This window comes from Bacillus solitudinis (assembly GCF_002797395.1).
In the GTDB taxonomy this organism is placed as follows: domain Bacteria; phylum Bacillota; class Bacilli; order Bacillales; family Bacillaceae_D; genus Halalkalibacter_A; species Halalkalibacter_A solitudinis.
The window spans coordinates 516,744-532,518 of record NZ_KZ454943.1 but is presented as its reverse complement, the minus strand read 5'-3'; the positions used below and the strand labels follow the sequence as shown (position 1 = coordinate 532,518).

15 protein-coding genes are annotated in these 15,775 nt (G+C 36.8%); 14 read left to right on the top strand and 1 reads right to left on the bottom strand.

What is annotated here, in order from left to right:
* The first annotated feature begins 111 nt into the window (after positions 1–111).
* The 12 genes from CEF19_RS02660 (at position 112) to CEF19_RS02605 (ending at position 13,293) form a co-directional block, all read left to right on the top strand.
* The gene (locus tag CEF19_RS02660) at positions 112–483 is read left to right on the top strand and encodes a YtxH domain-containing protein (protein WP_157800864.1); all 372 of its coding nucleotides are present in this window, start codon (positions 112–114) and stop codon (positions 481–483) included.
* A gap of 382 nt (positions 484–865) precedes the next feature.
* Positions 866–2,326, top strand: a complete 1,461-nt coding sequence (gene cobA / locus CEF19_RS02655) for a uroporphyrinogen-III C-methyltransferase (RefSeq protein ID WP_157800863.1) — start codon at positions 866–868, stop codon at positions 2,324–2,326.
* Between the two features lie 44 nt (positions 2,327–2,370).
* A complete protein-coding gene (gene nirB / locus CEF19_RS02650) occupies positions 2,371–4,794 on the top strand; it encodes a nitrite reductase large subunit NirB (protein WP_100404648.1) in 2,424 nt (807 codons plus the stop codon).
* 12 nt (positions 4,795–4,806) lie between these two features.
* A complete protein-coding gene (gene nirD, locus CEF19_RS02645; RefSeq protein ID WP_100404647.1) occupies positions 4,807–5,133 on the top strand; it encodes a nitrite reductase small subunit NirD in 327 nt (108 codons plus the stop codon).
* A 128-nt stretch (positions 5,134–5,261) separates the two neighbouring features.
* Complete coding sequence (locus CEF19_RS02640) at positions 5,262–6,422, top strand: mechanosensitive ion channel family protein (protein ID WP_227521898.1); 1,161 nt, start codon at positions 5,262–5,264, stop codon at positions 6,420–6,422.
* 27 nt (positions 6,423–6,449) lie between these two features.
* Positions 6,450–7,487: an HD-GYP domain-containing protein gene (locus CEF19_RS02635; RefSeq protein WP_100404646.1), complete on the top strand. Its 1,038-nt coding sequence runs from the start codon at positions 6,450–6,452 to the stop codon at positions 7,485–7,487.
* Positions 7,488–7,744: 257 nt separating this feature from the next.
* Entirely contained in the window at positions 7,745–8,257 is a 513-nt protein-coding gene (locus CEF19_RS02630) for a DUF4309 domain-containing protein (protein WP_100404645.1), read from the top strand.
* A gap of 366 nt (positions 8,258–8,623) precedes the next feature.
* Entirely contained in the window at positions 8,624–9,520 is an 897-nt protein-coding gene (locus CEF19_RS02625; protein WP_100404644.1) for an AEC family transporter, read from the top strand.
* 93 nt (positions 9,521–9,613) lie between these two features.
* Positions 9,614–10,336, top strand: coding sequence for a 2,3,4,5-tetrahydropyridine-2,6-dicarboxylate N-acetyltransferase (gene dapD / locus CEF19_RS02620; RefSeq protein ID WP_100404643.1), 723 nt, complete (start codon positions 9,614–9,616; stop codon positions 10,334–10,336).
* 121 nt (positions 10,337–10,457) lie between these two features.
* Positions 10,458–11,645, top strand: a complete 1,188-nt coding sequence (locus CEF19_RS02615; protein WP_100408180.1) for an aspartate aminotransferase family protein — start codon at positions 10,458–10,460, stop codon at positions 11,643–11,645.
* Positions 11,642–12,766, top strand: coding sequence for an N-acetyldiaminopimelate deacetylase (locus CEF19_RS02610; RefSeq protein ID WP_100404642.1), 1,125 nt, complete (start codon positions 11,642–11,644; stop codon positions 12,764–12,766). Before CEF19_RS02615 ends, CEF19_RS02610 begins: the two co-directional genes overlap by 4 nt.
* A 281-nt stretch (positions 12,767–13,047) precedes the next feature.
* Positions 13,048–13,293 carry a YkuS family protein gene (locus CEF19_RS02605; protein ID WP_100404641.1) on the top strand — a complete coding sequence of 82 codons (246 nt, stop codon included), beginning with the start codon at positions 13,048–13,050 and terminating at the stop codon, positions 13,291–13,293.
* A gap of 48 nt (positions 13,294–13,341) precedes the next feature.
* On the opposite strand, the gene CEF19_RS02600 is transcribed toward CEF19_RS02605, so the two are convergent.
* Positions 13,342–14,169, bottom strand: coding sequence for a mechanosensitive ion channel family protein (locus tag CEF19_RS02600; RefSeq protein WP_100404640.1), 828 nt, complete (start codon positions 14,167–14,169; stop codon positions 13,342–13,344).
* Positions 14,170–14,531: 362 nt separating this feature from the next.
* On the opposite strand from CEF19_RS02600, the gene CEF19_RS02595 reads away from it, so the two are divergent.
* Entirely contained in the window at positions 14,532–15,083 is a 552-nt protein-coding gene (locus CEF19_RS02595) for a peroxiredoxin (protein ID WP_100404639.1), read from the top strand.
* Between the two features lie 138 nt (positions 15,084–15,221).
* Positions 15,222–15,671 (top strand): redoxin domain-containing protein, encoded by a 450-nt coding sequence (locus CEF19_RS02590; protein WP_100404638.1) that lies wholly within the window; start codon positions 15,222–15,224, stop codon positions 15,669–15,671.
* The last annotated feature ends 104 nt before the right edge of the window (positions 15,672–15,775 follow it).

Genomic DNA, 15,775 nt, shown 5'->3' with positions numbered 1-15,775 from the left:
ATTACAAAAGGTATCCAAAAAAGGTTAAATCCTTATTGGATACCTTTTTCATACATAAAAAATATAATGAGCGGAACAATAGAGACAAGTCATAAAATAGAGGTGAGTTCTGTGTTCACAAGTAAAAGAACGTCGTCAAGAGGTTATATTGTTGGAACAGTTTTGGGTGGTTTTATTGGAGCGGCAGGTGCTTTAATGTTAGCTCCCGAAAAAGGTACAGATTTAAGAAAGCAACTTTCAGGAAAACTCCAACAAGCTAGAAGAAGTAATGGTAAGCTCTCACAAACGTTAGTAGAGTTAGGAAAAGAGTGGTCCGAAGACATTGAAGAGATAATGAATGTAAATAAGGGACAAAGTAAGAAAGATCAGTCGACAACAGATGAGAAGCATGTTAACTCAAATAAGAACGATCAGGGAGAATTAGGAGCACTAATACAAGGCGCGTTAGATGAACAAAATAATGTCGAAGATACGCAACAGTGAGTAATTAGTATCAAAATAAAGTTTGAAAACCTTCAATTTTTTTTAAAAAAATCTAACATAACGAAACCGCTCAATCTAAAATTTTAGATTTTTATAGTACTTTGGAAGATATTACAGTCATAGCAGATATAAGACGAACTGTTTTCTTGATGAGAATCCCAGTTACGTCTTTTTTTTTTTGAGAAAAATTTAATTAAAAACATAATTCGTGTAAAGAAACAAGGGATATGGAGGATTCTTATTTAGTGTAAATCAGACGGTAAAAGATTGATTTAAAGGTGTATTTCAAATGTATAAATTCTTTGTTAGGATACCTGACATAAAAGCACATTGTTAAAAGATGTTCCTTTAAACTATGTATATGAGGAAGGGGGGGACGATAATGAAAAACGGAATGGTATATTTCGTAGGTGCAGGACCAGGGGATCCAGAGTTACTAACGATAAAGGGAAAACGAGTTTTGCAAACAGCGGACGTTGTAATTTTTGATCGTTTAGTCAACCCCATTTTGTTGACCGAAGTGAGAGATGGAGCCAAGCTTGTGTATTGTGGTAAGCAGCCGTGTCAACACTTTCTCAGACAAGAAGATATCCAAAAAGAATTAGTCATTCATGCTCGTAAAGGTAAGAAAGTAGTGAGGCTAAAAGGCGGAGATCCAGCCGTATTTGGTAGAGTTGGTGAAGAAGCAGAACTACTTTCAGAGAATCATATAGATTATGAAATTATTCCAGGTATTACTTCAGGTATTGCTGCGCCTTTATATGCAGGGGTAACTGTTACTCATCGTGAGCATTCAAGGTCTTTCGCCGTAGTTTCCGGACATGGGAAAGACGGGGAGCCAGAAGCAAATTGGGAATCACTGGCTAAGAGCGTTGATACCGTAGTTTTCTACATGGGTGTCAGATACTTACGAATGATAACAGACAAATTAATTAAGACTGGAAAAGATAAACATACAGCGGTACTGGTCATTCAATGGGGAACATTTAGCAAACAAAGAACGGTAGAAGGAACGTTAGCTACGATTGCAAATCAGATTGAACAAGAAGGAATTAAGAATCCTGCAATAATTATCGTAGGAAACGTTATTAAATTAAGAAAAAAACTCCAATGGTTTGATAATCGATTATTTTCAGGTAAAGGTATTTTATTTCCAAGTAAAAACAATGGGAATAAGGAGCTAATTGAACTTCTTCGCCATAAAGGAGCAGATGTATACTTACACCCTTCAACCGTAGAGAGCACATTAATTGAGAATGACAACTATCTAGCTAAGCTGAACCATATTCAAATGTATAAAAAAATGCTCTTTCTATCTAAAGAAAGTGTCAAAGAGTTTATAAAGGGCCTTGTTCATTATGGATTTGATCTTCGAATGGTTCAAGCAACATTTTATGCAGCAAATGATGAGGTTATTGAAGCGTTACAGTTATTTGGCTGTCAAGCTATTCTCAGTACAGAGCTTGGAAAATGGGAGAAAGTTCTTATTGTAGGTGGTGAAAATGAATATGAAGAATATTCTTTTGAATCACAACCATTCTTGTTAACTCATACACAAGTTGTTCCTTCAAATGAGGTAGAAGCTTTTACTCGTTTAGTGGAAGAAGGACATGTTAATACATTAATTCTTACAAGCAAAATTGAAGTGAGTTGTTTTATAAAAGTTTTGGATGCAAGCAAGTTGAATTGGGAAGATCTTTCAAAACTTCAGGTTATTTGTAAAGGTTACGAAACCGCTTCGGCGCTGGGGGAAGTTGGATTGAATGTAACCATGTTAGAGACGGACCAACAACTTTTAGATAGCTTAGTAAACTGTATACGATTTGTACAAGAGAGTTCATAGAATGCTTTGTATATTAAAGGTATAACCTAAAGGAGAGAATCTAAATGAGAGAGAAATTAGTCCTAATAGGAAATGGTATGGCAGGTATCCGTACTTTAGAAGAAATTATCAAAAAGGATCCGAATCGTTATGATATGACAGTGTTTGGAGAAGAACCTCACCCAAACTATAATCGGATTCTGCTATCTTCTGTCTTACAAGGTGATGCAGATGTTAATGATATTGTTTTAAATGACTATGACTGGTATGAACAAAATCAAGTTCAATTATACACCGGTGACCCTGTTGTTAAGGTCGATACAGAACAGCAAGTTGTTTATAGTAAAAAAGGTATTAGCTGTTCATATGATAAATTAATATTTGCTACAGGTTCCAACGCATTTATGTTACCTCTTCCCGGTGCTGATTTGGAAGGAGTTATTGCATTCCGTAACATTAAAGACTGTGAAACAATGATTGAAACATCAAAGAAACATAAAAAAGCAGTAGTCATAGGCGGAGGATTACTTGGTTTAGAGGCCGCAAGAGGCTTATTAAATCTAGACATGGAAGTGGATGTCATTCACATTGCTGACTTTTTAATGGAACGTCAGCTGGACCAACCGGCAGGAAAACTATTAAAAGAAGAGCTAGAAGCACAAGGTATGAGATTTCATTTACAAAAGCACACACAACAAATTATTGGTAAAGACAGAGTTACAGGTCTCCTTTTCAAAGATGGAACGAAACTTGATGCAGATTTGGTAGTTATGGCCGTAGGTATAAAGCCAAATATAGCACTAGCACAAGAAGCAGGACTCACTGTAGAACGGGCAATTGTAGTAGACGACTTTATGCAAACAAATGCACCAAATGTTTATGCAGTAGGCGAATGCGCCCAACATCGCGGTATTGCTTATGGGCTTGTTGCACCACTATATGAACAAGGAAAAGTGTTGGCGGAACATATTATTAGTCCAACTGAAATAGAAAAAGGATATCAAGGTTCGATTCTTTATACTCAATTGAAAGTATCTGGTGTCGATGTATTCTCTGCTGGGAACTTTACAGATGGTGAAAATACGAAAGCGATTCGTGTTCATGATGAATTTGAAGGCATATATAAGAAAGTGGTTATTCAAGACAATAAAGTCGTAGGTGCAGTTCTTTTCGGTGAAACAAAAGATTCTACTCGTCTTTTAAACATGATTAAATCAGGTGAAGATATTTCTGGTATGAGTAAAGTTGCATTACTTCCTTCTGAAGAAGCAAATGGTGGAGGGGTATCGGTTGCTGAGATGGGAGATAATGAAAATATTTGTGGCTGTAATGGGGTTTCAAAAGGCGATATTTGTTCAGCTATTCGAGATCAGGGACTAACTACATTTGAAGAAGTAAAACAGTGCACGAACGCTTCACGTTCATGTGGCCGTTGTAAACCAGAAGTAATAGAATTACTAGCACTTACAACAGGAAATGATGCAGCTGCAAAAGAAACGCTTTGTGGATGTACAGAGCTAGAACACGAAGAAGTAGTTGCTCAAATTCGTGAACTTGGATTAACTCATCCTAGAGAAGTTATGAATGTTCTTGGATGGAAGTCAGATGAGGGCTGTTCTAAATGTCGGCCCGCGATTAACTACTATTTAGGAATGGTAGATCCATTAAATAATCAAGACGACCATACATCTCGCTTCGTGAATGAACGGTTCCATGCAAATATTAATAATAATGGAACATTTACAGTTGTACCAAGAATGTATGGTGGTGTAACGAATGCTGAGCAACTACGCAAAATTGCTGATGTAGCAGATAAATATAACATTCCTCTTCTAAAAGTTACGGGGGGGCAACGAATCGACTTACTTGGTGTAGAGAAAGAAGATTTACCAAAAGTATGGGGTGAATTAGGCATGAGATCGGGTTCTGCTTATGCAAAGGCCCTTCGTACAGTGAAAACATGTGTAGGAGCAAACTTCTGTCGTTTCGGTACTCAAGATTCAATCGGATTTGGTATCGAACTTGAAAAGAAGTTTGAGTACATCAACACTCCACATAAAGTGAAGATGGCTGTATCGGCTTGTCCTCGTAACTGTGCAGAATCAGGCATTAAAGATTTTGGCGTCGTTGGTGTTGAGGGTGGCTGGGAGCTTTATGTCGGTGGGAACGGTGGTGTTGACCTTCGTGGTGGTGATTTATTCCACAAAACAGAAACAAAAGAAGAAATTTTGAATACAATTAGTGCATTCATGCAATATTACCGTGAAAATGCTAAATATCTTGAGCGAACCTCTCATTTTGTGGAACGTGTAGGATTAGAACATATGAAAAAGGTCGTATTAGAGGATGCAGAAGGGCGTAAGGCATTAATTGAACGTATGGATATTGCCCTTTTAAATCGTAAGGATCCATGGAAAGAAATTGTGGATAGTGAAGAAAAGAAAAAAGAATTATTTGAAGAGAAGAAAATAGAAGTATTGTCTAAATAGGAGGGGAATCAAATGACACAGGTGGATAGTCTAAAAAAAGTGAAGGTATTAAGGATATCAGAATTATCAATTGGGATTGGCAAGGTGGTCATCCTTTCAGGAGAAGAAATTGCATTATTTAAGCAAGAAGACGGCAGTGTCAATGCCATACAAAATCGTTGCCCTCATAAAAATGGTCCCCTTTCAGAAGGGATTGTCAGTGGCGAGCATGTCTTTTGTCCTTTACATGATTGGAAAATTAGTACAAAGGATGGCAAAGTTCAAGCTCCAGATGTTGGTTGTGTGAAGCGCTATAACGTAGAAATAATAAACGAGGAAGTATATGTATTTGTTAATTAATAATGATTTAGATGCATGTTCGTTTTCACGAACATGTGTCTTTTTTATTTGTTTATTTATCGTTTCTCGATTACTAAAGCATTATGATAGAATACAAAGAGAGGTTATTATTTGTTGAGGTGAGAAAAATGAAAGTTGCTGAAGGAGACGAGGTTCTAGAAAGTTTAAGCATGGGGGAACGTCTCTTATTATTTTGGAATAATCTTGATTGGGTTGAGGTAGGAATTGCTTTGGCAATTTTTTTAGTGTTTATCGTTTTTCGTAAACTGTTTACAAAATATATTTTTAAGATAGTAATTCGATTAGCCAGCAAAACACCGACTGAAGTCTTTACCAATTTACTCTTGTCGTTTGAACGACCTTTGCGAGTATTTTGGATCATACTTGGAACTTATTTGGCATTAGCCTATTTGCCGTTTCACATTACAACCTTTCAATTTGTTCAAGGGATGTACCGCTCCGTTATTATTATTTTACTTGGCTGGGGACTCTATAATTTTACTTCTACTAATTCATCAGTGTTCTTTCGAATGGCCAGAAAAATTGACTTAGATGAGCACAGTATGCTTGTTCCTTTCGTTTCAAAACTACTTAGATTTGGTGTGATTGCAATTACCGTAGTTATAGTAGGTGGTGAGTGGGGTTACAATATTAACGGTTTTGTTGCGGGGTTAGGATTAGGCGGTTTAGCTTTTGCTCTAGCAGCACAGGAGACAATCGGGAATTTTTTTGGTGGAATTATTATTATAACGGAAAAGCCTTTTTCCAAAGGTGATTGGATAGAGACACCGACAGTAGAAGGGATTGTTGAAGATATTACGTTTAGAAGCACTCAAATAAGAACTTTCGCAGATTCTGTCATTACAGTTCCAAATTCAACACTATCCAATGAACCAATTACAAACTGGTCTAAAATGAACAAACGGCGAGTAACTTTCTCTTTAGGTGTCATGTATTCTACTCCTAAAGAGAAGCTTGAGGTATGTACACGTGAGATTGAAGGATTATTAAAGAAACATGAAGAGATTGATCCTGGACTGATCCTGGTTCGCTTCAATCAATTTAGTCACTCAAGTCTTGATATATTCATTTACTTTTTCACAAAGACCACTGCATGGGCGGAGTGGTTGAGAGTAAAAGAGGAAATAAACTTTGAGATAATCAAAATTTTGGAACGAAACGGGGTCAGTATAGCTTTTCCAAGTCGCAGTATCTATGTTGAGAGTGACAAACATTTCCTTGGAGACATATCTGAAGACGACCGTCAACATGATTCGGAAAGAAGTTAGTCTTCAATTTCAGAGAGGGTGGCGGGTATGAGATATACGTTTTTGGATAATGTAGAGCAGGGAGAAAGACTAGGGAAGCATATTTTCGCAAGTGATGGTCGTATTTTATTACAACAGGGTGCTCAATTAACGGTAGGTCTAATATCTAGGTTACGTCATATGGGTGTTCAAGCCATTTACATTAAAGATAGTCGGTTACAAGATTTAAAAATAGAAGAGGTCGTTTCGGAAAAAGTCAAGCGTAATACGATTGAAACGTTAAAGAACTCCATACAATTTGTTCAAACTGGAAAAGAGTTAGAGATTCGGAACATTCAAGCTTCCATACGGAGTATTCTAGATGAGGTATTACAAAATCAGCAAATATTATTAAACTTAACAGATATTCGTACAGACGATAACCACCTTTATATACACTCTGTTAATGTTTGTATTATTTCAGCAATTGTTGGCATTAGACTTGGACTTGACCGTGTGAAACTTCAAGAGTTGGCAATGGGAGCATTGCTTCATGATATCGGTAAAATTATTCCGGATCAGGCCGCAACTGAAGATTTAGCGCAAAACGATCACACATGGAAAGGGTTTAACACTCTACGAAAAAATAAAGAAATAAGTATATTATCCGCTCATATTGCATTAACTCATCATGAACATGTTGATGGCACTGGATTCCCACGGAAGTTAACAGAGGAGGATATTCATATCGTGTCCAAAATCGCGGCAGTTGCTAATGCATATGACCGTCTAATTAATCCAGCACCAGGCGAGAGAGGTCTATTTCCTTTCGAAGCGTGTGAACACTTAATGGCGTTAACAAATCGTTGTTTTGATCATGAAGTTGTGTGGAATTTTTTGAGAGCGATTGCCTTTTATCCGACAGGAAGTCAAGTCAAGCTCTCAACAGGGCTAACAGGAATTGTAGTAGGGCAAAATAGTGGACTTCCTCAGCGTCCAATTATTCGTACATTTCATACGTCAGGTGGTAGTTCGTCAGATTTCGCAATAAGACATGTTGATTTGGCGAAGGAGACGACTGTTTTTATTAATAATGTCTTATCATAAGGGGTTGTGTCATAAGAGGGTTTAAACTCTAATGACACAGCTCCTTTCTCCTATATAACCACGTTTTATTTGGAATACTCTTGAGATATGGAGGAATTGGAAGGTAAGGGAAGAATTAGATAATGGAACAATACAAAGAAAGATGTGCATAATAAATGGAAGTTGAATAAGAAAAAACCATAAATTTCTGTGAATAAAGTTGTCTAGCTAAGACTATCCTTGAAGTAAGACAGTCATAAAGAAAGAGGGGGTTCTTTGTGTCTAAATTTCGCTTTTTCGTTGTGTTTTCGCTTCTTTTCCTTTCGGCATGTGGTCAAGGAGAAATCCATGCACAGCAAAGGGAAGAACGGGATTTAATGATAGAAAAGCAGGCTTTTCTTTCGTTTTCATGGATTGAACAAGGTTTTTATGGAATTTTTGAACCTTTAAAGCTTAAGATAGGAACTACTTCGAATGAGTTAATAAAACAATTTGGCGATCCTGAGAATGTTGATGTTTACGAAGGTGGGATAGCTTGGATTTATGATGATTCTACGTTTTTAATTAATTCGGAAACAAAAAAGGTTGTTGCTTCTGCCCTGAATATCAAGAAGAAACAGCTTACAACTGATCATCTAAAAAAGGCACTAGGTACGCCTGATTTAACAGAATTGGATGAGATGGATGGATACTTAATTTATTATTACTATTTAGATGATTATGAGCTATCTTTTGAGACAGATGAAGAAAGTGGTTCACTAATCTATGCTTGGTTTAAACAAAGGGAGTAGCATATATGCTGCTCCCTATTAGCTATTCCTGAAGTTTTGATTAGCAGATATCAATTAGCTAACTAGATGCTTGTTTATAAATCGGGAAGAGCTGTGAATCTCTTTTGTAATATTTGATGCATAATCTATTTAAGCTCTCGCTTTAATAAATTGATGGGATACTTCTGTCTTCGGAAAAAGGATATGTAGTAGAATAAGAGTCATAGTTATCTGGGTGAAGTGCTTGATAACTCTAGTGAGAACGTAAGGACTAGGGCATTTAACACATTTTTCAATGGATAAATCAGTGCATTCAAACTTGTTTATATAGTATTCTTATAGTTAGGGTACTATTTAATATACTGTATAGTAAAGAAGGTTTTCTACATGACGATTTTTCTGCAGGTTGTATTACCTGTAATTCTAGTATTTACACTTGGTTATTTAGTTCAAAAGTGGAAGAAGGTTGATATTAAGCCAATTTCAACGATGGCGATATATGTAATGACACCTTGTCTAGTATTTCGAACATTCTACCTATCTGAATTAAATATGCAATATTTCTACATGGCCGTTTTAGCTCTCATTCTATTATTTGCTCTTATCGTAATTAATAAACTATACGCAATAATTTCCAAGGTGTCTCCCTCAACAGAGAGTGGCTTAATCTTATCAACTGCCTTTATGAATTCAGGAAATTACGGAGCACCGATTATTTTATTTGCGTACGGAGAAGTTGGTTTTGCCTTTTGTGTTTCATTTATGGTCATTCAATCGATTATTATGAATGTCTTTGGTGTTTATTACGCGGCCCGTGATAAATCAGGTATGAAAATGGCGATGAAGTCAGTATTGCTAATGCCAGCAACTTACGCAGTCATCATTGCACTTTCTTTCAATATTTTGAATGTTCAAATGCCAGATAATTTAATGCAAACTGTCAATATTATCGCAGAAGGGGCAATCCCTACAGTAATGATAATACTAGGCATGCAACTAGCATTAATTCGATTTGATAACTTTGAGTGGGGCAAAATATCTTACGGCGTTTTGGTGCGTCTTATTGTTTCTCCTTTGATTGCATTTGCAACCACATTAATTTTCCCTTTAGATCCATTACTGGCAAAGGTTCTTATCGTTTCGGCAGCAATGCCTTCTGCAGCAACAATTGTTATGTATGCCGTTCAATTTGATTCAGAACCTAGACTCGTATCAAGCATTACATTAATAACCACATTGGTTAGTATCGTTACGATTACAGTTTTACTAACCATCTTGGGTTAAAGCATAAAATTTGACTCATTTTGATTGCAATTTATGTTCGTTATCTTTATCATAATAAAGAGATTGTTAATAGGCTTAGGAGGAAATGAAATTATGAAGATGATGGATGCAAATGAAATTATTAAATTTATTTCAAACAGTGTGAAGAAAACACCTGTAAAAGTACATATTAAAGGTGATTTAGAAGGTATTGATTTTGGTTCAGAAACAAAATCATTCATTACTGGAAACACAGGTGTGTTATTCGGTGACTGGTCTGATATCGAAAAAGCATTAAAAGAAAACGAAGCAAAAATTGAAGACTATGTTGTGGAAAATGACCGTCGCAATTCAGCGGTTCCTTTAATTGACATGAAAAATATTCAAGCACGTATCGAACCAGGTGCCATCATTCGTGACCAAGTGGAAATTGGTAACAATGCTGTTATTATGATGGGTGCAAGTATCAATATTGGCGCTGTTATTGGTGAAGGTACGATGATTGATATGAATGTTGTCATGGGTGGCCGTGCAACAGTCGGTAAAAATTGCCACATAGGTGCGGGATCGGTGTTAGCCGGTGTAATAGAGCCTCCTTCAGCGAAACCTGTTATTGTTGAAGATGATGTAGTAATGGGAGCAAATTGCGTCGTGCTTGAAGGGGTAACTGTTGGTAAAGGTGCCGTTGTTGCTGCTGGTGCTGTCGTAATTGAGGATGTACCACCAAACACAGTGGTTGCAGGAACACCAGCACGCGTCATTAAAGAAATTGATGAGAAAACAAAAGGAAAAACAGAAATTAAGCACGAGCTTCGTCGTCTGAACGAAGATAACTAAATAAAGGTGGACAAGCAGCTTTGTCGTTAGGTTACAAGATAACCTCGGCAAGGCTCTTTCCTTACTTAGAGCGAAAGGGGATACGAATGTGTTAGATTGGCAACAAAGAGATCAGCAGGCAATGATGACCACATATAACCGATTACCAATCGTTGTTGAACGCGGTGAAGGAAATTATCTTTACGATGAAAATGGAAAGAAATATTTAGATTTATTTACAGGATTAGCTGTAAATATTCTTGGTCATTCACATCCCGCCGTGATAAAAACACTCAAAGATCAAGGTGAAAAATTTTTACATATTTCAAACGTATTTTTAAATAAACCAGCGATCGAACTTGCTGAAAAATTAATAGCCCATTCAATTAATGGAAAAGTTTTTTTCACTAACTCAGGTGCTGAAGCAACGGAAGCTGCTCTAAAGCTCATTCATAAGTGGTCAAAGGAACAGACCGACAAAAGAGAAGGTGTTGTTGTTTTGAAAAAAAGCTTCCATGGACGAACGTTGGGGGCGCTTAAGCTTACTAGGCAGCCAAGCGTGTATCAAGATTTTCCTGCAACTACTATGTCTGTATTTGAGGTCGAAGCACATGATGTTGAAGCATTAGAGTTAATAATAAAAGAGAAAAAGCCTGCAGCTGTTATTATGGAGCCTGTACTAGGGTCAGGGGGAATTGTGCCACTTGAACCTACCTACTTAGAAAAGGTTGCTAGTCTTTGTAAAATGTACGGAGTTTTATGTTGCATGGATGAAATCCAAACAGGTGTTGGACGAACCGGTGAATTTTTCGCTTATCAGCATGCAAAAATTCAACCAGATCTGATTTTATTTGCTAAAGGAATTGGCGGGGGTCTTCCACTTGGAGGAATAATCGTATCAGAAGCGTTAACAGATTTATTTAAACCAGGTGATCATGGAACAACGTTTGCACCGTCCCCATTGAGTGCTGCATTAGGTAATACGGTCATTGATGAATTATATGAGAATGGCCAACTCAATAAGAGTCAAGAAATATCAACATATTTATGGGATTCCTTAGCAAGTCTTAAAGTTGAATATGGGACGACTATTGATTCGGTTCGTGGAAAAGGAATGATGTTAGGAATTGTTTTAAATGCTAAACCCGAAAGCGCGAAGGAGATTCAACGTAATATGTTAAATGAAGGAATTTTAATTGATGTCACTCAACAAACGATCCTTCGACTACTGCCACCATTAACATTATTAAAATCAGATGTAGACTTCTTTGTAAAAACACTAAAGAAGAACCTGGAGATACTTGGCCTGACAAAAGCGGGTGCACAATGAATTCAGAACAGTTACGGAAGATTCGAAGAGATTTACATCAAATCCCAGAACTTGGTTTTAAGGAGTTCAAAACCCAACAATATTTACTGAATCTTATTCAGCATTTACCACAAGATCATCTACAAATAAAGATTTGGAAAACCGGAATTATTGTTAAATTGTCAGGAACTGCTGCACGTAAAACCATTGGCTATAGAGCAGATATTGACGGGTTACCGATTCAAGAGCGAACGTCTTATGATTTTCAGTCCTTACATGACGGGGCAATGCATGCATGTGGTCATGATATCCATATGACAATTGCATTTGGTGTGCTAAGCTATTTTTCAAAAACACAACCTACAGACAACTTGGTCTTTATCTTTCAGCCCGCTGAGGAAGGTCCTGGGGGCGCTAAACCGATGATTGAGTCTGAAGTCCTAAAAGAATGGTGGCCAGACGAAATTATTGCTCTTCATATTGCTCCAGAATATCCAGTAGGAACCATCGCTACTAGAGAAGGATTATTATTTGCGAATACATCTGAACTGTTTATTGATTTTAAAGGTAAAGGTGGACACGCTGCTTATCCACATACGGCTAATGATATGGTTGTTGCAGCAAGTCATTTTGTTACCCAACTCCAAACAATTGTCTCGCGCAACATAAACCCGCTCGATTCGGGGGTTGTGACGGTTGGTGTTATTCAGGGAGGGACGAAACAGAATATTATTGCAGACACTGCTCGTTTAGAAGGTACGATGCGAAGCCTCTCCATTGAGTCAATGAACCGGATGAAGCAACGAGTTGAATCTCTAGCAAAAGGAATTGAAATTGGCTTTGATTGTGAGATCACAATTGATTATGGTTCTAATTATTGTCAAGTTTATAATCATTCACTTCAAACAAAAGAGTTCATGACCTTTACCACCAATTCTTCTGCGAATTTAATTATTTGTAAAGAAGCAATGACGGGAGAGGACTTTGGGTACTTTCTCGAAGAAATTCCTGGGTTTATGTTTTGGCTTGGGGTTAGTTCCGATTATGGATTACATGATGCAAGACTTAATCCACAAGAGGGAGCTATTACATTTGCTGTGAACCATCTTACACAATTTTTTGAGTGGAAGGCAACTGTGTAACCCCCAAAAATGACTCACTTACTTTTTAAGAGGAATTTTAATGATTTAAAAAGTTCTCAGAAGAAGCAGCAATAGCTCCACACGTTACGCCCTGCTATCGGAACCACTCAATAGCGAGTGCGCGACACTCGGGGCCGTTTGCCGCTTCTTTGATCTAAAAGGGTTGGTTTTTACCTTTTTCAGTACCTATTAACGAAAAAGACCTTTTTAATTGGAATAAAAGCAGGAATTAAGGGGATTCTAACCAAGGCAATAGAAATTGACTAAGTGGAGGTGCTCTTATGCCAAAGGTTGGTGTGGAACAATCGTTAACAGATGTACAAGAAGAATTACAATCACAAGGCTATGAAGTAATCCAATTAAAACAGGAAAATGATGCAGAAGGCTGTGACTGTTGCGTAATTACTGGTCAAGATCAAAACGTCATGGGAATTCAAAACACGGTAACACAGGGATCTGTGATTAATGTACATGGAATGAACGCTCAGGAAGTTTGTAAAATGGTTAATCAAAAAGTGGGTCGTTAAACAAAGACCAGAGGATGACATTATCCTCTGGTCCATAACTATACGGTGTTATTTTTCTTTCTTCTGAATGTAAACTTGATGTGGAAACGGAATTTCAATATTGTTAGCATCTAAAGCTTCTTTAAGTATTTTTCTTATTTTTCGCTCAACAGCCCATTGCGCCATGTTTTCGGTTTTAGCAATAATTCGAAGGACAACATCTGAGTCGCCAAGCCCCTGAACACCAATGACATTCGGCCCTTCTTTAATTGTCTCATCATCGATTGCTAACTTATCACATGCAGCTTGCATTACGCTGATGGCTTCATCAATGTTATCATCGTATGAAATACTCATATCAACAAGTGCGCGCATATTTCCTCGGGAATGATTACTAACACTGCTTATTTCACGATTAGGAATATAATGAATGGTTCCGTCAAAACCACGAATTTTTGTGGTGCGTAAACCAACTTCTTCAACGATGCCGTCTATTCCCCCAGCTGTCACGTAATCATCAACATCTATTTGTTTTTCGAGCAAAAGGAAGAAGCCTGTGACAACATCACTTACTAGTCCTTGAGCACCGAAGCCAATGGCTAAACCTGCTACACCAGCACCTGCAATAAGTCCCGTAGCATCTAGACCAAAAATATTGATAATAATTGTAATAAATACAAATATTAGAACGTATGAAAAGGCGTTTACTGCTAATTTTTCTAGTGTTTTAACACGACCGCTTGCTATGTTTTTTTGTCTTTCCATTTTTTGAAAAGTCCCTGATATAACTCGTTTCCCAATTAAACGAGCAATAAGAAACGCAATGACTGCTAATAGGACTTGTCCTAAAATGATGATGATTCCCGTAAAAAAAGCTTCTTCAATTGAAAGATCCATCTTATCATCTCCTAACAATTTCAACACAATTTATTCAATAGCCGATTTAATGTATATTAAACACTAGGTGGGCGATTTTGAATAAAATCGTATCACAGTTTGTTATAATGTTCAAACTAGAAATGAACTAAATGAGAATACCAAAGCATATAATTCGCATTTTTAAAAAAAATCCCTTATAATATAAAATAATAAATATAAGTTTATTACTGATTATTAAGGGAATTATAACAAAAGTCTTTCAAAGAGAAGTAAAGATATAGCAATTTACATTTATTATTATTTAACATTGACTAAAAAGTAAGCTTCTTTTATAATTAGAATTGAGCTTAGGTTTCAACAATATTAGGAGGTAGGTACATATGACAGACAAGCGTATGGTAGCAAAGCAAGCACCGCGTTTTGAATTGGATGCTGTTTTGCCAAACAAAGAATTTGCAAAGGTTAGTCTTGAAGACAACATGAAGAATGATAAGTGGACAGTTTTATTTTTCTATCCAATGGATTTTACTTTTGTATGTCCAACAGAAATTACGTCACTTAGCGATCGTTTTGATGAATTTGAAGATTTAGATGCTGAAGTAATTGGAGTTTCTACAGATACGGTTCATACTCACAAAGCGTGGATAAATACGTCTCGTGATGATAACGGACTTGGTGAATTAAAGTATTCTTTAGCGGCTGACACAAACCATTCAGTCTCTCGTGAGTATGGTGTTCTTATTGAAGAGGAGGGTATTGCTCTTCGTGGACTATTCATTATTAGCCCTGAAGGTGAATTAATGTATTCTGTAGTAAATCACAACAATATCGGTCGCGATGTTGATGAAACACTTCGTGTACTTCAAGCTTTACAAACTGGTGGACTTTGCCCGGCGAATTGGAAGCCAGGTCAAGAAACGCTAAACGTTTAAATAGACAATCTTATAATTTTCCAAAGGGTCTAGCAGGGATGTTAGACCCTTTGCTTTCAAAAAAATTAGTTAAGAGGAAACATTTCAAATCACTTTAATAAGGTAAAGTGTAACTTAAAATATATAGGAGGAAGAGAAATGGCCCTGAAATTACGTTCACAAATGCCAGAATTAGAAGGTGCAACAACTTGGTTTAATGGTGAAGTTTCAAAAGGTGATGTGGATGGAGTACCAACACTTATCCATTTTTGGTCAATTAGTTGCGGATTATGTAAAGAGGCAATGCCAAATGTCAATGAATTTCGTGATTTATATAAGGGAAAGTTAAAGGTAATAGCTGTTCATATGCCGCGCTCTGAGAAGGATTTAGATTTAGATGAAATAAAAAAAGTTGCGGATGAACATGGAATTATTCAACCTATTTTTGTTGATAGTGAACATAAATTAACAGATGCTTTTGAAAATGAGTACGTTCCTGCTTATTATGTTTTTGATGAGGAAGGGCAGCTACGCCATTTCCAAGCTGGTGGCGGTGGTATGAAAATGCTAACAAAGCGAGTGAATCGCGTCTTAGGGATAAAAGAATAGAATATTGTTTATGAAGAGCCTACACAATTACGTGTGAGCTCTTTTTTAAAGCATCTTTTTTAGAAAAACAAATCACCATAAATACTTATCATCTATATATATAT

Coding starts and splice junctions, on each gene's coding strand:
- cobA (WP_157800863.1), top strand. CDS start 866: ATGAAAAACGGAATGGTATATTTCGTAGGTGCAGGACCAGGGGATCCA.
- nirB (WP_100404648.1), top strand. CDS start 2,371: ATGAGAGAGAAATTAGTCCTAATAGGAAATGGTATGGCAGGTATCCGT.
- nirD (WP_100404647.1), top strand. CDS start 4,807: ATGACACAGGTGGATAGTCTAAAAAAAGTGAAGGTATTAAGGATATCA.
- CEF19_RS02640 (WP_227521898.1), top strand. CDS start 5,262: ATGAAAGTTGCTGAAGGAGACGAGGTTCTAGAAAGTTTAAGCATGGGG.
- CEF19_RS02635 (WP_100404646.1), top strand. CDS start 6,450: ATGAGATATACGTTTTTGGATAATGTAGAGCAGGGAGAAAGACTAGGG.
- CEF19_RS02625 (WP_100404644.1), top strand. CDS start 8,624: ATGACGATTTTTCTGCAGGTTGTATTACCTGTAATTCTAGTATTTACA.
- dapD (WP_100404643.1), top strand. CDS start 9,614: ATGAAGATGATGGATGCAAATGAAATTATTAAATTTATTTCAAACAGT.
- CEF19_RS02615 (WP_100408180.1), top strand. CDS start 10,458: ATGATGACCACATATAACCGATTACCAATCGTTGTTGAACGCGGTGAA.
- CEF19_RS02610 (WP_100404642.1), top strand. CDS start 11,642: ATGAATTCAGAACAGTTACGGAAGATTCGAAGAGATTTACATCAAATC.
- CEF19_RS02605 (WP_100404641.1), top strand. CDS start 13,048: ATGCCAAAGGTTGGTGTGGAACAATCGTTAACAGATGTACAAGAAGAA.
- CEF19_RS02600 (WP_100404640.1), bottom strand. CDS start 14,169: ATGGATCTTTCAATTGAAGAAGCTTTTTTTACGGGAATCATCATCATT.
- CEF19_RS02595 (WP_100404639.1), top strand. CDS start 14,532: ATGACAGACAAGCGTATGGTAGCAAAGCAAGCACCGCGTTTTGAATTG.
- CEF19_RS02590 (WP_100404638.1), top strand. CDS start 15,222: ATGGCCCTGAAATTACGTTCACAAATGCCAGAATTAGAAGGTGCAACA.